Source organism: Epilithonimonas sp. UC225_85 (assembly GCF_042695135.1).
GTDB lineage: Bacteria > Bacteroidota > Bacteroidia > Flavobacteriales > Weeksellaceae > Epilithonimonas.
Genome location: NZ_CP170547.1, coordinates 3,403,040 through 3,427,440, shown reverse-complemented (window position 1 = coordinate 3,427,440; position 24,401 = coordinate 3,403,040). Strand labels below are relative to the sequence as shown.

Genomic DNA, 24,401 nt, shown 5'->3' with positions numbered 1-24,401 from the left:
TAAAAGTTGAGCCAGGAGCAGGATATTTTAAAGAACAGTAAAAAAAGAATACAGAAACTAAAGCTTCTAAGTAAGTTTTTTCAAAAGGAAGATCTCATCAATATCATTATAAAGACAGAAGTGATCAATTCTTATTTTGAGTCCAAATTCATCGCCGGCCTGGACATCAATAAACTGGAGTTGTTTCATATCCAATATACTGATAGTCTGATAGTTCTGCTTGATAAAATTAAAAAGCAAAAGGAAGCTGGTATTCTTACGGCTTTTCAGGAAATAGATGCCAATGAGGATTATATCGAGGCATTTGTATCTCAGGAAAAGAACGGCCGGGATTTTAATACGGAAAGAAAATATCAGAATGCTTTGGTTTCAGACTTTTTAAGATCGGTTTATGAAAATCTGACAGGCATAAAAAGCAATATCGGTTATCAGAATATCAGACATCTTTCTAATCTATTTGCTTTGGAATATTACAGGAAATCTGAAAAAACAGATCATCTGCTTGGTCTTCCTGATGTCAAATATTATGAATTTGAAAGCGTAGATGTTGAACGAAAATTATTAGGAAAACTGAATGTCAATAATTTCAGAATCAGATTTATCTGTGGTTATATGATTAATGATCAGATCTTTGAATTATTCAGAATAGTAGAAACCGGTGAAGATTTTATCTGGAATCTGCAGACCAATCAGTTTTATCTTTTGGCGGAAGATATTGAGTTATTGCTCGACCGTTCTCCGAATACATCTTCCAAAACATCAATTGTAAGCGATCTGAAAAAAAGAAATCAAGAATTGAAAGCAAAAGCCGAAAAACTGAAAACCGAATTGCCGGAAGAAGTAATAACGCTTTTAGAAAAATATAAAGAAACCCTGGAAAGTCAGGAAATCCTGAACCAGGTGATTAGCATTGATGAGGAACTAAGTATTCTCAACTCGATGCTGAACTTAAATTTAAATAATAAAATACAATAAAAAATGGCAATTAACTTACAAAAAGGACAGAGAATAAGCCTTACAAAAGAAAATGGCACAACTTTACAAAATGTTTGTGTAGGCGTGAACTGGGGCGCAATCGAGAAAAAAAGCTGGCTGGGAACCGTTTCAAAAGAAGCCGTAGACCTGGATGCAAGCTGCATTTTGTTCGATGATGCAAAAAACACTTTGGACATCGTTTATTTCGGGCAGTTAAAATCTAAAGACGGTGCCGTAAAACACAGCGGAGATGATCTTACCGGCGATTTGTCCGGTGATGATGGTTTGGATAATGAGATCATTACTTTGGATTTTTCCAAACTTAGTTCCAACGTGAGCTATGTTGGTTTTGTCCTGAACAGCTACAAAGGACAGGATTTTAAGACAATACCTTTCGCTTCAATCCGTATCTATGAAGGAACTCCAACCAGAGTTACAGAAGTTTTTGCGACTTACAATATTGCAAAAGGTGACAATTTCGGAGGTCACGTTGCGATGGTAATGGGCGTTTTCTACAAAAAGAACGGCGAATGGAAATTCAATGCAGTTGGCGAACCTACAAAAGATAAAAAATTGCAGGACACGGTGGAAACTGTTAGGAAGAATTTTTTATAATTCTGCTAATTAACTATTTAACTAACTGATTACATGGATAAAAGTATTATCGATCTTCACCCGGGACTCGTAGCGGGTTTTGCAATAGTCGTATTTATTATGCTGCTGCTTGATCTTGGGATTTTTAACAAGAAGGCACACGAGGTATCTTCCAAAGAAGCAACCATTTGGACCATTATCTGGATTTCACTTTCAATGGCTTTTTCCGGTGTTGTATATTGGGTTTTCAACCAGGATGCCGGCGGCCACGATCTGGCTATTGAAAAGTTCACCCAATTTCAGGCTGCTTATTGGATTGAAAAAGCATTGTCTGTAGATAACTTGTTTGTCTTCATTCTGGTATTTGGATTTTTCAAAGTTCCGAGGTATCTGCATCACAAAGTTTTGTTTTGGGGAATTATTGGTGCCTTGATTTTCCGGGCGATTTTCATTTTCGCAGGCGTAGGTTTGATAGAACTGACCTATCTGCCGGAATGGATTGTTTTCGGAGTACCGGTACGAATCAATGTGGTGATGACACTTTTCGGGTTATTTCTTGTGTATGCCGGAATCAAATCCTGGGGTGATGGTGATGGCGATGAAGATGAGGATTACAGCGAAAGTGCTGGCGCAAGGCTAGTAAAAAGATTCTGGAAAGTTTCCGATAATTATGTTGGCGACAAATTTTTTACGGTACAGAACGGGATCAAAATGGCGACGCCTTTGTTGCTCGTTGTAGCAGTAATTGAGTTTACGGATGTTTTGTTTGCAGTAGATTCCATCCCGGCTATTTTTGCGATTTCCAAAGATCCGTTTATTCTTTACACATCGAACATTTTTGCAATTTTGGGATTAAGATCACTTTACTTTTTGCTATCCAATTTCATCCATATGTTCAGCAAATTGCCTTATGGGCTGGCCATTATTCTGAGTTTCATTGGGGTTAAAATGATCATTTCTCCGTGGTACCATATTTCTTCTCCCATCTCGCTAGGGATAGTCGGGGGTATATTAATTTTGTCTGTTCTTATTTCAATCATGTTTCCCGACAAAGAAGAAAATGGTGTTGGATAATTATGATTAGATAATAATTTATAGATTTTAAGTTTAAATAAAATAAAGTGGATAATGAAATTATCCACTTTATTCGTTTATAATGGTTATTTTACAGTTTAATAATAATTGCATTACCAGGTAATTATATGGTATATTTTGAAATTCCATTTATAAAAATAAAGAGGGCAAAAAATTGCCCCCTTCAATTAATTAATCCGCATTTTATTCGCAGATAATCAGTGTCTTAACATCAATAATTCTGCCAAATATCTATCTGATTTGTTCTAAAAGTAAATTTTTTTAATAGAAATTAAAATAAAATAGGGAGACCAACAAAGCGTCCCCCTACTTACTTCTTAAAAAACTATATATAACAGTGAATGGTATTTTTAAATTATCAATTATTCTGCCAAAATTTAATTTAATAAAAATCAGAGCAAAAAATATTTACTCTGATTCAAATCTGGTTTTAATAAAAGTATAGTTAGTTTGTAGGAATTGTTTGTTTTATTTCTTCCAAAGTTGCAGTGCTGGGCAGACCTTTTACACTATTATTTTGTTTGTTGTTTGTAGTCCTGGTCACTTTACGATTCGGAATGGTTGTCAGAACTTCGTCAAAACTTGCTGTGTTGGCAATTAGTTTTCCTGAAGTACCGTTCGCTTTTTTTTGTGGAGTTGAGCTTTGCTTTTTAACTTCCAGACCCTGTTCGGATGCCAGTAGAGAGACTTTGGTTTCAGCTTTTTTCTCGCTGCTTTGTTTCAACATTTTCATCTCGATGGCTTTTGCTTCTCTAATGGCTTTGATGTCATCTTGTTTTTCGACCGATTTATTTTCCTGAGCATGCAAAGAAACGATGCCTGCAAGAAGAAATGTTGTGATATATAATGTTTTCATTTTGATTGATTTTTATTTGATGCTTACTAATACTTTGATTTTTCCGATGCCATTCTGATCATAATCTTGTAGTGCTTTTCCAAGAACCTGACCTATCTGGACTTTTTTAGGATCCCCTTTCATAGCAACGCCGGAGGTTGAAGATGTTACCAGAAGATCACCACGTTTGATGTTGCCGCCTTCCAGACAAACTTTGGTAGGAATCACGCCGATGACACCCATTGGCACTTTGCCGATTAATTCAGAATCTACATTTTCTTCGGTTAAAAGAACACCCGGTTTTGTAGCATAGACTCCGGCTACAAGAGTAGAATAGGGCTCTGAGGATTTTTCGATGGTGCGGTCTGTATTGGTAGAAATGACCAAGATATCACCTGGTTCGTAATTGGCGGTATTACCTTCTACATCAAATGCCTCTGCAAGGTCGGCACCACTATTCTGAGTTCCGCCGTTGAAGAAACCGGTTCCGCTTTTATTAATGCGCGCTACATTTGTACTGCCACTTTGGAAAGTAGCAATGTTTCCTGAAGCTCCAGTATGATTTACAAAAAGTCCTGTCCCTGTTCCGGCATTGGTAACAGATACTACCGCTTGAGAATTAGCAGTATTGAAGTTTCTGAAATAACCTGCTCTACCAGTTCCAAAATTTGGAACCCATCCATAGATTGCACTTCCAGTTCCGTCAACACTTGATTCTACACCATCTCCTAAATTCTTGGCATTGGCAGTGATTCCGTTTCCGTTTCCGTTGGCTAAAGCGATTAAAGCAGGTCCGTTACCGGAAGCATTGCTGGCATAGAACAAACCTCCGAAACCTCCTGTTCCCACAGATTCTCCATAGACTCCCGCAGTTCCGAAGTTGGCAAATTGTGAATTGACTTTTCCGTGCACAGCAGGTGAAGTTCCACTGGTATTATCTACAAAAAAGTCTCCTGCAATACCATTTCCTGTGTTTGTCGAAGTAAGAACCGGATTGGTATTAGAAGTATTAAAGTTTTTAAATTCTGCCGCTTTTCCTGTACCAAAACTAGGAATCCAGCCGTAGATAGCGCGTCCGTTTCCATCTACATTGGCTTCTATAGCATCACCATCTTTGCCTGCGTTTGCTAAGATTGCATCGCCGTTTCCGTCTGTAAGAGCAACCAAAGCACGGCCATTTCCACTTGTGTTTGATGAATAAAATAATCCGCCAAATCCACCGGTTCCGGAAGCAACGCCAAAGACGCCGGCCGCACCAAAGTTTCCAAAGATGGTTTTGGTTTCACCTCTTACTGCAGCACTCACACTATTTGTATTATTAGAAAGGAAAGAAGCGACATTTCCCAAAGTATTATCGGGAATATTCCCTGTGCTGTTGGATTCTACTTCGAAGGTATTTCTGTCATTATTTTGATTGAGATTTTCAAATCTTCCGGCACGACCAGTACTTCCGCTGACACCAACCTGTCCAAAAACGCCGACACCGGTACCTGATGTGTTGGTCGCTAAAAATCCACGAACTCCGTATCCTGCACCATCATTTCTGCCGACCACTGCACCTGCAATTCCGCTGGTTGTTCTTCCGACAATTGCTTCTCCATTCCCATTGTTGTCTCCTATGATTCCCGCAGAAGATTGCTGGCTGGTTATTCCCTGGACAGCAAATCCGCTTCCTGTTGAACTCGTTACACCATTCCCTGATCCTGAAGAAGAAATATTTATTACTGTTCCGTTTCCTAAAGTAGAAGCATTCAGAACATTATTATTATTCGCATTATTTGTGATAGCAATATTGGCTGCAATGCCATTGGTACTGGTTGCGTTAAGCCCTGTTCCGGTATTACTGTTTGCAAATACACCGTACCCTGAAGCTGAGGAGTTTCCGTAAACACCCAAACCATCAGGTGTTACGCCATATACGCCCCATCCGCTTCCTGCCTGAGATCCCCAGACACCAATTCCCAAACCGCCTGTTCCGCTATTGAGACCCCGTACGGCTGAAGAAAATCCACCCGGCGCAACATTGGTGATCATCCCTCTCACTGCTGCAACACTGGAAGTTGATGTATTGTTGATACCCTCCACAGAAGTTCCGTCACCGTCATTAGTTAACGAAAAAAGAGTAGAGGCATTGTTGGTTGTAGCGGTATATGGTAAGGTTAAACTTCCGCCACCACCGCCACCGGAAGTTTTTGCATACAAAGCATAAGGAACGCTTAACAGCTGGCTTGTTCCAGTGATGGTGTAGTTGGTTCCGCCAGCCGGATCTGTTTCGGTTTTAAGATAATAACTGTTTGATCCCCAGTTGATAGAATTGAAAGTTCCGCTGATCACAGTTCCCGATCCAATCACCAGACTTACCAATCCATTAACATTTGTGGTTCCGGTTACTCTTTCGGAATAGACTGCTGTCCCTGCTGCTGATCCTTGTAAAACACTTACTCTTACAGCCACATTCTGGTTGGTCAATAGTTGTCCGGATGCATTTCTGACAATGGCCTGATAGCTCATTTTTTCAGGAGCCTGCGCAGAAACCATATAGGTTCCGAATGCCAAAGCTGCTATTAGTACAATTTTTTTCATGAGATTTATTTTTTAATGATTTTAAAGGTTTTGATGTTTCTATTATTTTGGAATACCTGAATGATATAAACCGAAGCAGGAATCTCCGTCATATTAAGTTCTGTTTTCTGCTGAGTAAGATTTCCGGATTTAATTTGTCTTCCTTGAGAATCAAATAGCACATACCGAGAATCGTGGAAGTTTTCTTTCCCGAAATCAACGTATAAAAAATCTCTCACAGGATTAGGATACAGGAGAACGTTTTTCTCCGGAATAGATTCATTATCCACTTCCAGAACTGTAATTTCGTAGGCTTGCTGGACGCCTTCCATCACCTCCTGACTGCCTCCCTTCTGAGAATATGCAACCTGGCCAACGCTGTAAGAAATGCTGCCGGCTGCTCCCGCTGCTGTAGTTCCCGTTGCAAGAACCGCTGTCTGAGCTTTCATCAATCCGAAAGGGACGACTAAAAGCGTCAGAAATTTCATTAATAAGTTTTTATTCATTTTATAAGTTTTAAAATTTTTATCGAAATTATAGAGAATAGTATCCTGCGAAAACTTGTAATAGACGAACTACATTTTAAATAGACCAATGACTTTTTTTTACTAAATTTGATAAAACAAGCAGGCAATAATGGAAAAACTGAATAGTATTATTGTTGACGACAACGAGATCGATAGATTGACAGTTTTGTCCTTTGCAAAGAGATTTCCGGTCTTTAATATTCTCGGAAGTTTTTCTGACTCTGATGAAGCGTTAAAGACGATTGAGAGTGATCCTGTCGATATATTATTTCTAGATATCGATATGCCTGGTTTGTCCGGTGTGGAGCTTCGTAAAAAAGTCAAACATATTCCCGCTTGTATTTTCATCACGTCTCATCCGGAGTTTGCCGTAGAAAGTTTTGAATTGGAAACCCTCGATTTTATCGTAAAACCTTTGAAATTTGATCGTTTTGAGCAGACCGCCCGGAGAATTGAAGATTTTTTCGAGATGAGAAACAAAGCCAGCCTTTTCGAATCCAGTATTGGCGGTGATGTGATTTATATTAAAGAAGGACATGAGCAGATCAAAATAAAACTCCACGAGATCCTTTATCTGGAAGCTTTGAAGGATTATACTTTGATTGTAACACCTCAAAAAAGATATTGCGTGCTTTCCAGCATTGGCCTTCTACTGAAGGAAATCAGTTTTCAATCCTTTATCCGTGTCCACAGGAGTTTTGCGGTACAGAAACAGTTTATTAATAAAATCAATACGCACGAGATTATTCTCAATAATAATCTTGCAATACCGGTTGGCAGAAGTTTTAAAGACAATCTGAAGTTTTTATTATGAAGAAAATTCTGCTTTTCCTCACGCTTCATCTGTTTGCTTTTTCATTTTCCCAAAAGCAGCCGGATCTTGCACAATATAAAAACATCAATAACAAACTAAAAAACTGGTACGAATACTGTAAAGCACTGGCAGAAAAGGAAAAATATACCATTTTAATAAATAGAGCTGAAGTTGGGATTCAGATTGCTAAAAACAACCCAAAATATTTAGGCAAATTTTATTTTTATAAAGGTTATGGCTATGAATATACTGATAATCAATATGAAAAAGCAACCGAATATTTTGAAAAATCTTTAAAATTATCCCACCGTACAAAAGATATAAAACAGGAAACTCTGGCACTGATGCGGTTGAATTATATGTATTATTCGCTAAAAGAGCATAAGAAAGCTGAGAATCTCATCCAATACATCAAAAAAATAGTTGATACAATTCACGATTCGGATTCCAAGGGAATTTTGCTGGGAAGCTTGGGCGAATATTACCTGGACAGATCTGAGTTCGAAAATTTTATCAATTATAAGCTTAAGGCCATTGATTATTTGAAGGTTGATAAAAAAGCAGACTCACTGAAACTTAATAATATTGGTGTTTCCTATCTTCAGATTGCCGATGCTTATAATGATATGAAGCAATATGAAAAATCTGTTGAATATTCCAACTATGCGAGACCTTTTCTTAATAAATCCGACGGTGTTGCATTTTTATACAACTCATTGATAGAAGCTTACACACATTTAGGAAATCTGGAAATGGCTAAGAAAAATTATCTCGCTTTGTACGAACTGGCGAATAATAATCCGATGCTGGATCTCAACGTAAGTTATGCCAACAGGAATATGGCAGAATTTTATCTGGAGAAAAACCGACTGGAACTGGCTGATGATTATGCCGATAAGGCACTTTTTTTCGCTGTGAAATCCAAAGATGAGGAGATCGAAATGGAAGCCGATGTGATCAAAGGAAAAGTACTCCTCGAACAGAAAAAATATAAACCCGCAATCGAAAGACTCAATCAGGCTCTTAACTTCGCTTATGTTTACGACAAACGATCTTTTGCAGAAGTCAATAAAAAATTATCAGAGGCTTATGCGGCACAAAATCAATGGGAAAAAGCCTACTATTTTCATAAAATTTATACGCAGACCAATGATTCTCTTTCTATAGAAGCCGGGAAAAAAAGTCTCGCAGATACTGAAGCAAAATATCAGAATAAAAGCAAACAGCAGGAAATAAAATCACTTTCTGCCGAAAACACAATCCACGAACTAAGCATCAAAAATGCTAAAAAACAACGCCTCTATCTTACTTCCGGTTTGATCTGTATTGCCATTATCGGAGGTCTGCTGTATAACCAAAGCAGAAACAGAAAAAAGATTAATAAAAAATTATCTTTTCTGAATTCGGAATTAGAAAAAGCAAATAAGAATAAAATGAGGTTTTTTGGCATTCTGAATCACGATCTCAGAAGTCCGGTTGTTTCGCTTATTCATTTTCTCAACCTTCAAAAGGATGCGCCGGAATTGATTGATCCTGAAACCAAAATCAGACTAGAAAAACAAACTTCCGAAGCTACTGAACAGCTCCTGACACAGATGGAAGATCTGCTGTTGTGGAGCAAAGGACAAATGGAAAACTTCGAACCTAATAAACGATTTTATAATATTAATGAGATCTTTAACGAAATTGAAAAAGAATTTGTCTGGGCTTCCAATGTAAAAATTGAATATGAAATCCTGTCAAATCTTAAGATTTTTACAGATAAAGAATATCTTAAAACCATTATCAGAAATCTGATGAGCAATGCCGTAAAAGTGCTTCAAAATGTTCCTGACCCAAAAATTGTTTGCAAAGTATGGGATCAGGGCGATTTTCATTTTATTCTGATAAAAGACAACGGCGGCGGGACTAATATTGAAAAATTCCGGGCTTTGTATGATGATAAAATTAGCATCGGCACAACCAAAGGTTTGGGAATGCACGTGATCCGCGACCTTTGCAAAGCGATCAATTGTACAATCGATGTGAAATCAGACACAAAACTTGGTGAAACCAAAATTATGTTACGCATAATAAAAGTGTAATTTTTTTTGAATTTTGATAATCTTAATTTTACCGTTCAATTGTTAAAGTTTGTCTTTTCTAAGGAAAACCAATGTGTTTAATATTTTTTGGCAACAATTTTGTTAAGTAGTCATTACCTATATATAATCACAAACATTTTCACAATATGGAAGCCACAGAACTTAGACTCAACAATTTGGTCATCTATGAAGATGAGATCGTACCGGTAGTCGGGATGGAAAATAAAAATAATGGTCTTTTTGTAAAGATTGATTCCTTCACGGCGGTAGATCAAAAAAAGCTGAAACCTATTGCGTTAACAGCAGAATGGTTTTCAAGATTGGGATTCAAGGAAGTTTATCGTTCATCCACAAGAGTTCGATTTGACCTGCCAAACTATTGCAGATTTGATTTTGACCTGAGTTCCAATAAGATCCTTGAAGGATTTTTGTTCTTCGGAAACTATATCAAATGCAATTATCTCCATCAGTTGCAGAATATCTATTTCACACTCACGGGTGAGGAACTGAAAATTGAGCACAATTTTACACAAAAAGAAATCGTAGCTTAAAAAATAGAAACCTGATTTGTAAAAAGATCAGGTTTTTTTATTTAAAATTATGAAATAAAAAATCTGAGTTGCCGCTTCTAAGTTCTAACATCTTTCCTTACTTTTGTTTAAAATTATTTAGAATTGAAAACCCATTTCATCGCTATCGGCGGATCTGCAATGCACAATCTTGCCATTGCTCTCAAAGATAAAGGCTATCAGGTAACAGGATCAGACGACGCTATTTTCGAACCTTCGAGATCGCGTTTGGAAAAAAAAGGAATTCTTCCCAAAGAATTAGGTTGGTTTCCGGAAAAACTGACTTCTGATATCGACGCTGTAATTCTGGGAATGCACGCCCACGCCGATAATCCGGAATTAGCAAAAGCGAAAGAACTAGGTTTGAAAATATATTCTTATCCGGAATTTCTTTACGAACAATCCAAAGAAAAAACCAGAGTTGTCATCGGCGGTTCTCACGGGAAAACTACGATTACATCTATGATTCTACACGTTCTTAATTTCCATCACAAAGATATTGATTATATGGTTGGAGCACAATTGGAAGGCTTCGACTGTATGGTGAAGATTACGAATGATAATGATTTTATGATCCTTGAAGGCGACGAATATCTGTCTTCACCGATTGATTTAAGGTCCAAATTTTTACTCTATCAACCCAATATCGCGTTGGTTTCAGGAATTGCGTGGGATCATATTAATGTTTTCAAGACTTTTGATGATTACATCGATCAGTTCAGAAAATTTGTGGCGAGCATCACACCAGGCGGTGTCTTAGTCTATAATGAAGAAGATGCAGAAGTGGTGAAAGTGGTGGAGTCTGCTGAAAATTATTTCCGAAAAATCCCTTACAAAACGCCAGCTTACAAAATAGAAAACGGAATTGTCAATTTGAAAACCGATATGGGCGATATTCCTTTATCAGTTTTCGGAAAACACAATTTGCTGAATATGGAAGGCGCAAGATTCATCTGTTCTCAATTGGGAATAATGGAGGAAGAGTTCTACGAAGCGATTATGAGTTTCAAAGGGGCTTCCAAGCGTCTGGAAAAAGTTGAAAGACCTGACGGAGGTTTGCTCTACAAAGATTTTGCCCACGCACCAAGCAAAGTGAAAGCAACAGTTGCCGCTTTTGCAGAACAGTTTTCTAAAACCGAGACTTTCGGCTTTTTAGAATTGCATACTTATTCAAGTCTTAATCCGGTTTTCCTTGAGCAATACGATCACGCTTTGGATGGTTTAGACAACGCCGTTGTTTTCTATTCGGAAGATGCGTTGAAGATCAAAAGAATGGATCCGATTTCGCCGGATTTGATTAAAGAAAAATTCAAAAATGAAAACCTGAAAGTCTTTACCAATGCAGAAGATCTTCACGCTTACTGGGAAACTTTAGACAAATCCAAAGGTGCTTTTGTGATGATGAGTTCCGGTAATTTCGGAGGCTTGGATTTGACGAAATAAATTTTATTAAATATAAATTATCAATCTTTTGAATTAATTTTCAGAAGGTTTTTTTATTTGTCACACTAGGCGGAGTTGAAGTGTTTATCAGTAATTTCAAAGTCCCATTATCAATCAATCCTTCATTTCGAAACAAAACTTTCCCATTTGTATCAATCAAAATCCAAGTCGGATAAACCGGTTTTTTGTTTGATGAAACTTCGACTGCCAATTCGTGAATGCCAGAATTTCCATTCAAAATGTAATCATAACTTTCACCCAAAAAAGTAATAGATTCTTTATATTTTTCAGGATTGAAAACGAGGAAATAGACATTCTTTTCCAACAGATTTTTCACTTCCAAATCTTTCTCAATCTGATATTTTTGAATTTTACAAATCGAACACCAATTGGTTTTTATATAAATTAAAATCGGTTTTTCTAATTTATCAGGCAGATTTTCAAACCCATAATTTTTCAATTCCTGAGAATGAAAAATCCCGAATGTCATTAATAATATGAAACTTAATACTTTCATCATCTAATCTATAATCTAACTTCTATCTTATCTGATAACGAATCCCTAAAAACGTCCTGATTCCCTGCATTGAAGCATAACCATAAGTCGTATCAAAAGTATAACCGTAAGGATTGTTCGCAACATCATCCACCTGATTGTCAAAAGGATCAAAAGGTCTCAGAATTGGATTTTTCGGAGTGAAGTTTAACAGGTTTTTTACGCCGCCATAAACTTCAAAACCATTATCAAATTTCTTGGTGACTTGAATATTCGCTAAAGTAAACCAAGGCGAATATTCCGGTCGGAAATCATCGGGAACGACGGGTAATCGCATTGGTCCGTAGAATTGTCCTGTTAAATCAATTGATAATTTATTTTTAAACTGATAACTCAAACTGTATGTTCCGCTCCATTTCGGGGCGTGCAATTGCTGATTTTTTACGCCTGAATTTTCCGAATAAACTTCCATATAAGTTACTCCTAGCATCAATTGAATTGGCAATGTCCAGTTCGTACTGATGTCTGCAGAAATTCCTCGTGAAATGGCGTGTCCTGAAAGATTGTCATAAATAATTTTATCAGGCTCAGAATCAAAATCACCCATAATTTTGTTATTGAAATAAGAATAAAATCCGTTCATATCTACATTAATAAAATAATCTTTGATTGGAATTTTCATCAGATAACTCAGATTTGTATTTAGAGATTTTTCCGGCTTCAAATCATCTTTGACAACCACTTCTCGTGAACCGGTCAGCGCAGCGTGGTCTTCCGTAAAAAGATTCACAACCCGGAAACCTGTTCCAAAACTTAACCTCAAAGTATGATAAGGATTGGGCTCAAATTTCCACGCAACTCTCGGCGAATGCACAGATTTGTGAACTTTATGATAATCATATCGGTAACCTAAAAGCAAGGTGTTTTTATCATTAATTTCCCATTCGTCTTCTAGGTGCAATCCATAAATCGGAGATTTCATTGGCTGATTTTCTTCTATGGAGTTTGCAGTTCCTGGTGTATTGTCATCATAAAAAGTCGATTTCAGAGTAGTTCCGCTTTTCAACAGATGTTTCCCCAATTGTTTTTCCCAATTGAGCTGCAGAAACAAAACTTTCTGTGTCGCTAAGTAAGCTGTATTTCCGTAATACGAATCCTGATGGTGATAGTTATATGAATATTGAAGCAGTAATTTCTCTTTCAAAGGCAATTGATAAATTCCAAAAAACTCAAAACGGTTGGTGTAAATACTTTCGCCATAAACATCGTCCGAACCTCGGTTTCTCTTCTGCCATTGCATTTCGCCACCAAATCGGTCTTCATAAAAATATCTGAAAGCGAAACTTGCCAGTCGGTTTTCTTTTCTTTTAAAATTCCATTTGTTAAAAACAGAAATTCGGTTTTGGAGAGGCGTATCTGTGAAATTATCTTTATTCTGGTCGATTCTGTTTCCGAAATAAAAATAATTAAGACTCAATAAACTTGAAAAATTCTTATTCTCAAAAACTTTTTTAGCAATGTCAAGATTGACTTCGCCTTGATTCCCAGTCATTATATCTGTAGCAAAATCCGGCGCTTGTAATGCATTTTTTGTAATGATATTAATGATTCCGCCCATCGCTTCAGAACCATAGATAGATGATGCAGGACCTTTCGTAATCTCGATTCTGTCAATCAAACTATTCGGAATTCCGCTGAGTCCGTAAACTGTGGAAAGTGAACTTACAATCGGCATTCCGTCAATCAAAATCATTGTGTAAGCGCCTTCTAAACCATTGATGTGAATATCGCCCGTATTACAAACCGCACAATTCAATTGAGGTTTCACGCCGTTTACCATCGCAATAGATTCAAAAATGTTAGGTGTCGGATTTTTCCTGAAAAATTGCTGGGAATAGATATCCGTCGAGATTGTACCTTTCAGTTTCTTCACAGAAAATTGAGTTATGGTCACTTCATCAATATCCTTCGAAGTTTTGGAGGAATCGGCATTAGAAATCTTAACCGAATCATTAATTACAGATTCGACCTGAGCATTAATAAAAACCGATAAAAATATAAATAATAAAAAAGTTAATTTCATAAAATAAAATTGTTAGACAAAACTAACAATTTTATTAGAAATAAAAAATTTAGAATGGAATTTAATTTTCAGACACAAAAAAACTCACCAAAAATTGATGAGTTTTAATTTATAATTTGTCAGTTCAAAGCCTTGAAAACTTCTTAGATTGTCAGTCTGAGACTCTCGAAGACCAATGAATACTAACTTCTTCTGCTCATAAAAATTCTGAGAATATACCAGAACAAAAGCATTATCGAGGCAAACATCTGCAAAGCTGCGCCCACATATTGGTTTTTGTTATAGATATTTTTAATGTTGTAAGTCTCATAAAGAATACTTGCACTCGCCAATCCAACCATCGCCAAAGAGAACCAAAGCCCAAGATTGAACCCGAAAATTGCGCCGACCACAATCACGCCCAAGGCAACAAATCCGCCAATCACAATAATATTCCTAAGAAAAGAAAAATCTTTGTTCGTCATAAAAACCGCGGCAGTCAAACCGGCAAACATAAAAGCCGTTACCAGCGCCGCTTGCGTAATCACTTCCGGTGCGTACAAACTTGCGATTCCCAACATCGGCAAAAAGATGACGGCTTCTATCAAAACGTACAATCCCAATCCCAAATACTGCGTGTTTTTGGAAACCGAAAAAGATAGTTTCGTCGCCAGCATAGACGCTAACCAAAAAACGCCGATAACTGCCAACCAGATATATTTTCCTGTCACCATTGATAAAACCGTCTCCAATGGAATCGTTTTCAACAACAAATATTCCACCGCTCCAAACGCCAAAATCGCCACTGCGACGTGCATATAAGTTTTTCTGTAAAATTCTGCTCTTTCGATTTCTGAAATTTCAGAAACCATTAATGAATCATTCATTTGTAAAAATTTTATTATTCTCAAAGATAGGATTTTCTCAATAACCACAAATTTCCGACTATTTAATCTTTTAATTATTTTAATCTTTTGATTTTATTTGGGCAGCTTTATCCGTCTTCCACTCTCGCTATTTTTTGCCAAAGCATTTCCAACGCAAAAAAAATGAGCTCCGTTCAAGTCGGGCTGCAGCTTCGCAATAGTTCAAGATTTGTCTATCAATCAACTTTTGTCATCCAGTTCAAATCTGCAAAATTTGCGTCATCTTCGAGAAACTAAAAATCTTAGCTAAGCGAAAGCGCCTTTATCTCAATACATTATTGATTTTAAAGGAATCGATGAATCTTTGATTTGCGAACCTTAAAATATTTTCAATAATTTCAAAAAAACTTAGCGCTCTTTGCGTTCAAAAATAAGTTACAATCTAATTCTCAAAAAAATATTACATTTGAGAAAAGCCAAATCCAACAAAATGAGATACGTTCAGTTAGGTAAGATTCCACCAAAAAGACACACGATTTTCAAATCCGAAGACGACCAATTCTATTACGAGCAACTCTTTGGAACAGAAGGTTTTCACGGCATTGCGTCGTTGTTGTATCACACGCATCGCCCGACTCAAATCAAATCAATCGGCGAAGCAAAAGACGTGACACCGAAAATTGCTGTTGAGAAAAACGTGACACCAAGAATGATAAAAGGTGCAAAAGTCACTCCTGAAGATGACTTTTTGGAAAGCCGAAAGGTTTTGATGCTAAACAACGATTTGAAAATGGGTCTTGCAAAACCAAGAAAATCCCCTGATTATTTCTATAAAAATTCAGAATGTGACGAGTTACTTTTCGTACACGACGGAAAAGGAATCCTGAAAACAATGCTCGGAAATATCGATTTTTCAGTCGGCGATTATCTCATCATTCCAAGAGGAACAATTTATCAGTTGGAATTGGAATCCGAAGAAAACGTTTTCTTATTCATAGAAGCACATTCTCCGATTTATACACCCAAACGTTACCGGAATGAGTTCGGACAATTGCTGGAACATTCGCCATTTTGTGAGCGCGATATTGTTCCGCCCACTTTCGTGGAACCGAAAAATGAGAAAGGTGATTTTCTCATTAAAGTCAAAAAGGAAAACCAAATTACAGATTTCATTTATGCCACGCATCCATTCGATGTGGTTGGTTGGGACGGTTATTTTTATCCTTATAAATTCAATATCAAAAACTTCGAGCCGATTACGGGGAGAATTCATCAGCCGCCTCCAATTCATCAGAACTTTGAAGCTCATAATTTTGTAGTTTGCTCATTTTGTGCAAGGATGTATGATTATCATCCTCAGGCAATTCCTGCACCTTACAACCATTCTAACATCGATTCAGATGAGGTTTTGTTTTATACAGAAGGAGATTTTATGAGCAGAAACCACGTGGACTTGATGGATTTTTCACTTCATCCGGGCGGAATTGTTCACGGTCCGCATCCCGGCGCAATGGAAAGAAGCATCGGCAAAAAGTCTACCGACGAATATGCAGTGATGGTTGACCCATTCCGACCTTTCAAATTGACGGAAGAAGCGATAAAAGTGGAGGACCCTAGTTACAAGACGAGTTGGCTGGAAGATTAAATTAGAAGATAAAGGCTGACAGAAATGTTAGCTTTTTTGATTTATTTTTTTATTTAATAATTAGCTTCCGGCAAACATACTTCCGAAAATTCCGACTGCCAGCTCTATCCAAATTAATGAAACAATAGCTAAGGTCATTAAAATTAAAATAATTCTACCTTCTTTAGTCTTGATTTTATCTAATATCAAATTGATAATAAAAGCTGTCCCAAAAAGAATAACTCCGGCAATGATAAAATCAGATAAAGTCCAGCTGAATTCCCAACTGATGCAGGTAAAAATGAAAACAACAGTTAATATAATTACAGGAATAAGATAAATAATAAAATGTCTTTGATTTTGTGTGATCATAATTTTAATTTTTAATTCAATATATAAAGAACTTTGAATTACAAAGTAAATAAATATTATTCTGATTTTCAAAAATTATTTTCATTTTTTTATTTGAAGCAAAATATGACTTTTTACCAAACTGATAACGCTCATTTTTTTCTGTATCTTTAAGATATAAATTTGTAGAAAATATAAGAGCTATGATCAATTATGTTAGCGCAGAAGAAGCTGTTTCAATCATAAAAAACGGCGACAGGATCTTTGGACACGGAAGTGCCTGTACGCCAAATCTGTTATACAATGAATTGGCAAATCAATCTTCCCGTTTAAAAGGTGTGGAAATGGTTTCCATCACGCAGCAAGGCAATGTGGAGATCGCAAAACCTCAATATAAAGACAGTTTTTATATCAATTCCTTATTTACTTCTACGCCTGTTCGTGAGGCTGTGAATTCTGAAAATGGTGATTACGTTCCAATCTTCCTTAGTGAAATTCCAATTCTTTTCAAAAACGGGATTTTGCCGATCGATGTGGCTTTAATTACAGTTTCGCCTCCGGACAATCACGGATATTGTACTTTGGGAACTTCAGTTGACGTTGCCAGAAGTGCTATTGATACGGCAAAAAAAATCATTGCAATTGTGAATCCGAAAATGCCAAGAACACACGGTGACGGGATGATCCATGTCAACCGAATTGAAAAATTAGTCTGGAGCGAAGAAGATCTTTTAACTATCAATTACAGCGAAAAAGTGGGCGAAGAAGAAATGAAAATCGGTAGAAATGTCGCTGAACTCATCGATGATAAAGCTACGATTCAAATGGGAATTGGAACCATTCCGGATGCTGTTTTGCAATGTCTTCACAACCACAAAGACCTTGGCGTTCACACAGAAATGTTAAGCGATGGTGTTATCGATTTGATTACGAATGATGTCATTAATAATAAATACAAAGGTACTCACGCCAACAGAACGATTACGAGTTTTTGTTTCGGAACCAGAAGGTTGTATGATTTTGTAGATGATAATCCGGCTGTTGCGTTTATGGATGTTCAACACGTTAATTTTCCGATTAACATTATGAAGAACAAGAAGATGCACGCAATCAATTCAGCAATTGAAATTGATCTTACCGGTCAGGTTTGTGCAGATTCTATCGGAACTTATCAGTTCAGCGGGATTGGCGGGCAAATGGATTTTATGCGTGGTGCCGCACTTAGCGAAGGTGGAAAGCCAATCATGGCATTGTCTTCCAGAACCAAAAAAGGAGTTCCGAGAATCGTTCCTTTTCTGAAACAAGGCGCAGGTGTGGTAACAACCAGAGGCCATATCCATTATGTTGTGACAGAATTTGGGACGGCATATCTTTATGGCAAAAATCTAAAACAAAGAGCTCAGGCTTTGATAGAAATTTCTCATCCCGATGACAGAGAAATGCTGGAAAAAGCAGCTTTAGAAAGATTCAAATAGATGTAAAAAAATTTTAATTTCTTAGATTTTCTTGTATATTTGATAGAACACAAGAAAGAAAATTAATTGAAGTCTATATACAATCTATTAAAGCAAGAAATACGCCAGCATAAAAGAATTAGGAACTCTATTCTTGGCGATTCAAATCCTTGGAAAAGAAGCCATTACATTATACTTGCTGAGATCATAAAAGAAGAATTGTCTCAAAAAGAAGAGCTGAAGAATGAGAAGAAGTTTGAACTCGGAACCAGTATTTCGCATATTACTCTTCAACGCTTTTTTGAAAGTGACTATGATTATAAAACTCATAACGACCTTCGTTTTTTGAAAACGCTGGACAAAATATGCATTTTTCTGGGATTCAAAAATCTGAATGCTTATGTGTTGAGTGTAAAGGAAAACAATCTTTACAATGAGAATATTTTCAGCAAAGAATTGACTACGGATATAGTTTACAGATATTGCCAGACCAATTTTGAATTTTTCAAATATTTTCCGGAACTGAGGCTGGAAGTTTTCAATGATCTTATTTTTCCCGAAGCGCCATTCATAGAAAGAATAAAAAATTATAGTTCAAAGTTGTGCGAAAAAGGACTGAAACTTTTTACAAATAATAACCGGTCCAATTTCGAAATATTCGACCTGGATGTCATTTCAGAAGAAGCAGATAAAATGGTAATCAAAACCCAGGAATTCTGGAATCTTGTTTTTGTTGTAGAAGAAACGGGAGAAGAGTATATTGTAAATGAACTCAATACTCAGATCTATTTTATAAGGAATATTAACAATAATTGGAAGATCTGGGATAATTACAATCCGAATTCTGGATTGTTGAACGATAGAATATACAAAAAGCCGCATTAGTACGGCTTTTTTTTGATTTGTGTTTTTAGAATCTGTGTAACTCTTTGGCAAATGTAATACTAGAACAAAGCAGAACAATAAACTTAAGTGTACTTAAAAGTACATATTATAATATTTATATATTTATTTGAGTTTTAATATAAAATAATTAGCTTATGTTAATTATGGTTATTATTAAAGTTTAATTATTTGATATTCATATAATTATTCATAATGTGCAATCGATTACAAAGTGTAATTTATTTTAATTATAACCTAATATTAATTTCTAATTCAAAATCATAAACTAACAATTGTTAGTTTATTTCTGAAAAATTGTTATCTTGGCTACAATAGATATAAAAGTAAAAAGTAAAATGTCAACACTCACTTTTGCCGAAAAGATCGCACAAGCCGAGAATTTTCTCCCGATCAACGGAACAGATTATTTAGAATTTTATGTGGGAAATGCCAAGCAGGCCGCCCATTTTTACAAAACTGCATTCGGTTTCCAGTCCGTCGCTTACGCAGGTCCGGAAACTGGCGTGCGTGACAGGTCATCTTATGTCCTTCAGCAAGGCAAGATCCGATTGGTTTTGACTTCAGGACTTAAATCAGATTCCCCAATTTGTGAACATCAGAGAAAACACGGCGATGGTGTAAAAATTCTTGCCCTTTGGGTAGATGATGCCGGAAAAGCTTTTGAAGAAACTACAAAACGTGGCGGAAAACCATATCTGGAACCTCAGACTTTGACCGATGCCTTTGGCGAAGTTAAAATGTCTGGCATCTATACTTATGGCGAAACCGTCCATATGTTCGTGGAAAGAAAAAATTACACAGGTGCTTTTATGCCGGGTTACGAACCTTTGAAAAGCGATTACAATCCTTCTGATGTCGGACTTTTGTACGTAGATCATTGCGTAGGAAATGTCGGCTGGGACAGGATGATCCCGACAGTGGAGTGGTACGAGAAAGTAATGGGATTTGTCAACATTCTTTCGTTTGATGACAAACAGATTAATACAGAATATTCTGCTTTGATGTCAAAAGTAATGTCCAACGGAAACGGATTTGCAAAATTCCCGATCAATGAGCCTGCTGAAGGTCAGAAGAAATCTCAGGTCGAGGAATATCTCGATTTCTACGAAGGCGAAGGCGTTCAGCATATTGCCGTTGCCACAAAAGATATTGTAAAAACCGTTACAGAACTGAAAAGCAGAGGCGTAGAATTCCTTTCGCCACCGCCAGAAGCTTACTACGATATGATTCCAGATCGTGTTGGGAACATCGATGAAGACATCAAAAAACTTCAGGACCTTGGGATTTTGGTAGATTGTGATGAGGAAGGTTATCTTCTGCAGATCTTCACAAAACCTGTTGAGGACAGACCAACTTTGTTCTACGAAATCATCGAGAGACACGGTGCTCAGAGCTTCGGAGCTGGTAATTTCAAAGCACTTTTCGAAGCTTTGGAAAGAGAGCAGGAAAAACGTGGAAACTTATAAACCAAATCATTAACTATAGAATTAAAGCATTATTTTTAATGCTTTAATTTTTTGTCTTAATTCTAACATCTAAACTCTAACTTCTAGATAATGAAATCATTCATAGAATATTCCTCCGATTCAGACTTTTCCATTTACAATATTCCTTTTGGTGTCTGTGTATTTAATAAAGAATTTATTGCCTGTGCCACCCGAATTGGGGATGTCGTCATCGATTTGGCAACTTTGTACGACCTCGGCTATTTTGAAGAAATCACAGAAATGGATGACAATGTCTTTGAAGGTTACACGATCAACGAATTTATAGAACTTGGAAAACCGATTACAAATAAGGTCAGAGAAAAAATTCAGCAGCTGTTATTGGAAGATTCACTTCTTTCAAAAGATGAACGAACGATTACAGACTGCTTCTATAATCTCGATGAAATCCAAATGATGATGCCTTTGCACATCCCGAACTACACAGATTTCTACAGCAGCATCCAGCACGCCACCAATGTCGGAATGATGTTCCGAGACCCAGCCAATGCACTTCTTCCAAACTGGAAACATTTGCCAGTTGGTTATCACGGTCGGGCGTCTTCCATCGTTTTATCTGGTATTGATATCATAAGACCTTGCGGACAAATCAAACCGCCGGATGCGGACAAACCAATTTTCAGCGCTTCAAAACAACTTGATTTCGAACTGGAAATGGCTTTTGTTGTGAATAAAAATACAGATTTAGGCGACAGGATTTCTGTTGAGGAAGCAGAAGATGCAATTTTCGGAATGATGATCTTCAATGACTGGTCGGCGAGAGATATTCAAAGTTGGGAATATGTTCCGTTGGGACCATTTTTAGGAAAGAATTTTGGTTCGTCCATTTCACCTTGGATTGTGACCTTGGAAGCCTTGAAACCTTTCAAAACTGAATCTCCAAAACAAGAACCGGAAGTTTTAGACTATCTGAAATTCGATGGAGACAAAAATTACGACATCAATCTTGATGTTTATCTGAAGCCCGAAAACTCAGAAGAAAATCTCATTTCACAAAGCAATTACAAATTTATGTATTGGAATATGTTTCAGCAATTGGCGCATCACACCGTTAATGGCTGTAATGTGGAAGTTGGCGATGTTTATGCCAGCGGAACGATTTCAGGAGAAGATGAAAAATCTTACGGCTCGATGTTGGAATTGTCCTGGAAAGGAACAAAACCATTGCAACTGAAAAACGGCATAGAAAGAAAATTCATAGAAGACGGCGATACGGTGACGATGAAAGCCTGGTCAGAAAAAGACGGGATTCGGGTTGGATTTGGGGAAGTGAGCAGCAAGATTTCACCTTCAATCCCATTTAATTAGATTTGGAACCAAATAATAAAGATTCCTCCAAAATCTGGAGTGAAGTAGCTAATTTATACGAAGAAAAATTCCTGAATCTCAACATTTATGATGAGACTTATGACTTATTTTGTAATGAGATAAAAAATTCTGTGCCGGCAATTTTGGATATTGGCTGTGGTCCCGGTAATATTTCAAAATATATTTTGAATAAAATTGAAAATGCTGATATCTTAGGAATTGATTATTCGGAAAAAATGATCCAGTTAGCAAAGAAAAATGTTCCGAAGGCAAGATTTGAAGAGATGGATTGCAGGGAAATTAATCAGATTAATAAAAAATTTGATGCTGTTATCAGTGGGTTTTTCCTTCCTTATCTCAATAAAAAAGAAACGGATATATTTTTCTCAAATGTGAAGAGTCTTTTGAAAGATAATGGCGTTGCTTATTTTAGTTTTGTTGAAGGAAATCCGGAAGATTCAGATTATCAGACATCAAGCAGCGGGCAACGTTTGTTTTTTAATTTCCATTTGATTGAAGATATTAAGCAAAAATTGACACGACTTGGATTCAATGATTTTCAAATTATGAAAATTAATTATCAAAGAAACGAGACTGAAACTGAAGTTCATACTGTAATTATTACAAATATATAAGTTTTCTAAACTATGAAAACAATCGTCCCTTCTGATATCTCCGCAATGCAACTCCAGCAGGTAATGCAAACAGCAATTGCGCCGCGACCGATCGCTTTGGCAAGCACAATTAATAGTAAAGGAGAAGTCAATCTCTCGCCGTTCAGTTTTTTCAATATGTTCAGCACAGTTCCACCAATTGTGATTATTTCGCCTTCCAGAAGAGTGCGTGATAATACGACAAAACATACGTTGGAAAATCTGAAAGAAGTTCCGGAATTGGTTATCGGAAATGTCAATTTTGATATAGTTCAGCAGGTTTCCCTAGCGAGTACCGAATATGAAGATGGTATTAATGAATTCATCAAATCTGGATTGACGATGAAACCTGCGGATTTGGTGAAACCACCTTTGATTGCAGAATCGCCGGTTAATTTTGAATGCAAAGTTCTGGAAATTAAAAGTCTGGGCGATCTCGGAGGTGCTGGAAATCTCGTAATCGCAGAAATTGTTAAAATTCATATCAACGAAAAATATCTTGACGAAAATGGAAATCTGAACCAAAAACAATTGGATTTGGTTGCAAGATTAGGAAGTAATTTCTATTCCAGAAACAACGAGAATAATATCTTCGAAGTTCCAAAACCGCTGGTTACAAAAGGAATTGGTTATGATCAGCTTCCAGATGAAATCAAACAAAGTCATATTTTCACGGGTAACGATTTGGGAATGTTGGCGAATGTGGAAATTTTACCAACTGGTCGTTTTTCTTCGGAAAAAGATGTACATTTATTAGCTCAAAACTTTTTAAAAAATAACGAAATTGATAAAGCGTGGGATATTTTAAAAATTGAGAGATAAAAAATTAAACTAAAACCATTTAACCAAACTATGAGAAAATCGGTGTATCATTCCATTATCAGTATTTTTATTTTGATAATTGTGATTTCCGTTTTCGGTGTATTCAGAACGTCCGTCAGTTTAGAGTTAGAAACAGCGAATACAAGAGATTGTATTTCTATGGTTACAGGACGTAATCTTTGTCAGCAGATGTTGGTTTTCAAAATTGTAATAATTATCTGTCTGATAATTACTTCAGGATTATTGAGTTTTCGGGGTAGGATCGTGAAGATTTAGGTTATTTTTCGCGTTCTATTTTTATTGGATTTTGACGCGTGTCAAAAATATCAACAACTTCGATGCGATTTTTTGCTTCATTACACCAGTAGATGATTTTGTAATTTTTGTAAATCAAATATCTGAAATTTTCTTTGCGGTCAGAAAGCAGTTCTTCGGTTTGTCCTATTTTTGTCTGAAAATCTAAAATTTTAGTTTTTTCAACAATTTCTGTAACTAACTTTTGGGCAACTCTATAGCTTGCCTTTATTTTGTAATAGTCGAATATATTTTTTAATTCTCTTTTGGCAAAATCTGTCCAGAATATTTTCAATGCCATTGTTTGATCTCGGAAAGTAGTTCTTTTGATTCTGTCACTTTATCATTTTTAGAATCTTCCAAAGAAGAATCTATTCGGGAGTTCAATTCTTCAATCGTAAAAGGTTTTAATTCTTTTTCAGAACCTTTGGCTTTCTTCAATAGCTTTTCAAATTGAGAAATCAATTCCTCACTTTGAAGGTTTAGAAAAGCCTGAACAAATTCTATTTTTCTTGTTTCGATATTCATTTTCAATATGTTTTTATCAAAATTACAAATTTAT

General features: G+C 36.5%; 23 protein-coding genes. 14 read left to right on the top strand and 9 right to left on the bottom strand.

Annotated features, from left to right (window positions below):
- The first annotated feature begins 6 nt into the window (after positions 1-6).
- Genes ACFJGY_RS15600 through ACFJGY_RS15590 form a run of 3 tightly spaced genes read left to right on the top strand, consistent with a single transcriptional unit; the run spans position 7 to position 2,643 of the window.
- Positions 7-975, top strand: coding sequence for a hypothetical protein (locus tag ACFJGY_RS15600; protein ID WP_379965708.1), 969 nt, complete (start codon positions 7-9; stop codon positions 973-975).
- A gap of 3 nt (positions 976-978) precedes the next feature.
- Complete coding sequence (locus tag ACFJGY_RS15595) at positions 979-1,590, top strand: TerD family protein (RefSeq protein WP_379965705.1); 612 nt, start codon at positions 979-981, stop codon at positions 1,588-1,590.
- Positions 1,591-1,623: 33 nt separating this feature from the next.
- Positions 1,624-2,643 carry a TerC/Alx family metal homeostasis membrane protein gene (locus ACFJGY_RS15590; RefSeq protein ID WP_379965702.1) on the top strand — a complete coding sequence of 340 codons (1,020 nt, stop codon included), beginning with the start codon at positions 1,624-1,626 and terminating at the stop codon, positions 2,641-2,643.
- Between the two features lie 466 nt (positions 2,644-3,109).
- On the opposite strand, the gene ACFJGY_RS15585 is transcribed toward ACFJGY_RS15590, so the two are convergent.
- The 3 genes from ACFJGY_RS15585 to ACFJGY_RS15575 are packed head-to-tail and all read right to left on the bottom strand — an operon-like array spanning position 3,110 to position 6,567.
- On the bottom strand, positions 3,110-3,520 hold the full coding sequence (locus ACFJGY_RS15585; protein WP_379965699.1) for a hypothetical protein: 411 nt from the start codon (positions 3,518-3,520) through the stop codon (positions 3,110-3,112).
- A 12-nt stretch (positions 3,521-3,532) separates the two neighbouring features.
- Positions 3,533-6,082 carry a beta strand repeat-containing protein gene (locus ACFJGY_RS15580; RefSeq protein ID WP_379965696.1) on the bottom strand — a complete coding sequence of 850 codons (2,550 nt, stop codon included), beginning with the start codon at positions 6,080-6,082 and terminating at the stop codon, positions 3,533-3,535.
- A gap of 5 nt (positions 6,083-6,087) precedes the next feature.
- Positions 6,088-6,567, bottom strand: a complete 480-nt coding sequence (locus ACFJGY_RS15575) for a T9SS type A sorting domain-containing protein (RefSeq protein ID WP_379965693.1) — start codon at positions 6,565-6,567, stop codon at positions 6,088-6,090.
- A gap of 130 nt (positions 6,568-6,697) precedes the next feature.
- Here ACFJGY_RS15575 and ACFJGY_RS15570 point away from each other — a divergent pair, with 130 nt between their 5' ends.
- The 4 genes from ACFJGY_RS15570 to murC all read left to right on the top strand — a co-directional run bounded on the left by ACFJGY_RS15570 (position 6,698) and on the right by murC (position 11,498).
- Entirely contained in the window at positions 6,698-7,402 is a 705-nt protein-coding gene (locus tag ACFJGY_RS15570; protein WP_379965690.1) for a LytR/AlgR family response regulator transcription factor, read from the top strand.
- Positions 7,399-9,486 (top strand): ATP-binding protein, encoded by a 2,088-nt coding sequence (locus ACFJGY_RS15565; protein WP_379965687.1) that lies wholly within the window; start codon positions 7,399-7,401, stop codon positions 9,484-9,486. The genes ACFJGY_RS15570 and ACFJGY_RS15565 overlap by 4 nt, the downstream gene beginning before the upstream one ends.
- A 146-nt stretch (positions 9,487-9,632) precedes the next feature.
- Entirely contained in the window at positions 9,633-10,037 is a 405-nt protein-coding gene (locus tag ACFJGY_RS15560; protein ID WP_379965684.1) for a hypothetical protein, read from the top strand.
- A gap of 123 nt (positions 10,038-10,160) precedes the next feature.
- The gene (gene murC, locus ACFJGY_RS15555; protein WP_379965681.1) at positions 10,161-11,498 is read left to right on the top strand and encodes a UDP-N-acetylmuramate--L-alanine ligase; all 1,338 of its coding nucleotides are present in this window, start codon (positions 10,161-10,163) and stop codon (positions 11,496-11,498) included.
- 40 nt (positions 11,499-11,538) lie between these two features.
- On the opposite strand, the gene ACFJGY_RS15550 is transcribed toward murC, so the two are convergent.
- The 3 genes from ACFJGY_RS15550 to ACFJGY_RS15540 form a co-directional block, all read right to left on the bottom strand.
- On the bottom strand, positions 11,539-12,018 hold the full coding sequence (locus ACFJGY_RS15550) for a hypothetical protein (RefSeq protein ID WP_379965678.1): 480 nt from the start codon (positions 12,016-12,018) through the stop codon (positions 11,539-11,541).
- 19 nt (positions 12,019-12,037) lie between these two features.
- The gene (locus ACFJGY_RS15545; protein ID WP_379965675.1) at positions 12,038-14,077 is read right to left on the bottom strand and encodes a TonB-dependent receptor plug domain-containing protein; all 2,040 of its coding nucleotides are present in this window, start codon (positions 14,075-14,077) and stop codon (positions 12,038-12,040) included.
- A 182-nt stretch (positions 14,078-14,259) separates the two neighbouring features.
- Positions 14,260-14,943, bottom strand: a complete 684-nt coding sequence (locus tag ACFJGY_RS15540; protein WP_379965672.1) for a Bax inhibitor-1 family protein — start codon at positions 14,941-14,943, stop codon at positions 14,260-14,262.
- 469 nt (positions 14,944-15,412) lie between these two features.
- Between ACFJGY_RS15540 and ACFJGY_RS15535 the strand changes: the two genes are divergently transcribed.
- Entirely contained in the window at positions 15,413-16,567 is a 1,155-nt protein-coding gene (locus ACFJGY_RS15535) for a homogentisate 1,2-dioxygenase (protein ID WP_379965669.1), read from the top strand.
- Positions 16,568-16,627: 60 nt separating this feature from the next.
- Here ACFJGY_RS15535 and ACFJGY_RS15530 read toward each other — a convergent pair whose 3' ends face one another.
- A complete protein-coding gene (locus ACFJGY_RS15530) occupies positions 16,628-16,918 on the bottom strand; it encodes a hypothetical protein (protein WP_379965667.1) in 291 nt (96 codons plus the stop codon).
- A gap of 182 nt (positions 16,919-17,100) precedes the next feature.
- Between ACFJGY_RS15530 and ACFJGY_RS15525 the strand changes: the two genes are divergently transcribed.
- The 6 genes from ACFJGY_RS15525 to ACFJGY_RS15500 all read left to right on the top strand — a co-directional run bounded on the left by ACFJGY_RS15525 (position 17,101) and on the right by ACFJGY_RS15500 (position 23,545).
- Positions 17,101-18,372 carry an acetyl-CoA hydrolase/transferase family protein gene (locus ACFJGY_RS15525; RefSeq protein WP_379965665.1) on the top strand — a complete coding sequence of 424 codons (1,272 nt, stop codon included), beginning with the start codon at positions 17,101-17,103 and terminating at the stop codon, positions 18,370-18,372.
- Between the two features lie 66 nt (positions 18,373-18,438).
- On the top strand, positions 18,439-19,236 hold the full coding sequence (locus tag ACFJGY_RS15520) for a hypothetical protein (protein ID WP_379965663.1): 798 nt from the start codon (positions 18,439-18,441) through the stop codon (positions 19,234-19,236).
- 356 nt (positions 19,237-19,592) lie between these two features.
- Positions 19,593-20,723 (top strand): 4-hydroxyphenylpyruvate dioxygenase, encoded by a 1,131-nt coding sequence (gene hppD, locus ACFJGY_RS15515; protein ID WP_379965660.1) that lies wholly within the window; start codon positions 19,593-19,595, stop codon positions 20,721-20,723.
- 90 nt (positions 20,724-20,813) lie between these two features.
- Positions 20,814-22,070 (top strand): fumarylacetoacetase, encoded by a 1,257-nt coding sequence (fahA, locus tag ACFJGY_RS15510; RefSeq protein WP_379965658.1) that lies wholly within the window; start codon positions 20,814-20,816, stop codon positions 22,068-22,070.
- 2 nt (positions 22,071-22,072) lie between these two features.
- Positions 22,073-22,705 carry a class I SAM-dependent methyltransferase gene (locus ACFJGY_RS15505; RefSeq protein WP_379965655.1) on the top strand — a complete coding sequence of 211 codons (633 nt, stop codon included), beginning with the start codon at positions 22,073-22,075 and terminating at the stop codon, positions 22,703-22,705.
- Positions 22,706-22,717: 12 nt separating this feature from the next.
- A complete protein-coding gene (locus ACFJGY_RS15500) occupies positions 22,718-23,545 on the top strand; it encodes a flavin reductase family protein (protein WP_379965652.1) in 828 nt (275 codons plus the stop codon).
- A gap of 277 nt (positions 23,546-23,822) precedes the next feature.
- On the opposite strand, the gene ACFJGY_RS15495 is transcribed toward ACFJGY_RS15500, so the two are convergent.
- Together ACFJGY_RS15495 and ACFJGY_RS15490 are read right to left on the bottom strand one after the other, a co-directional pair.
- On the bottom strand, positions 23,823-24,140 hold the full coding sequence (locus tag ACFJGY_RS15495) for a type II toxin-antitoxin system RelE/ParE family toxin (protein WP_379965649.1): 318 nt from the start codon (positions 24,138-24,140) through the stop codon (positions 23,823-23,825).
- On the bottom strand, positions 24,131-24,367 hold the full coding sequence (locus ACFJGY_RS15490; protein ID WP_379965646.1) for a hypothetical protein: 237 nt from the start codon (positions 24,365-24,367) through the stop codon (positions 24,131-24,133). The genes ACFJGY_RS15495 and ACFJGY_RS15490 overlap by 10 nt, the downstream gene beginning before the upstream one ends.
- Positions 24,368-24,401: the final 34 nt, after the last annotated feature.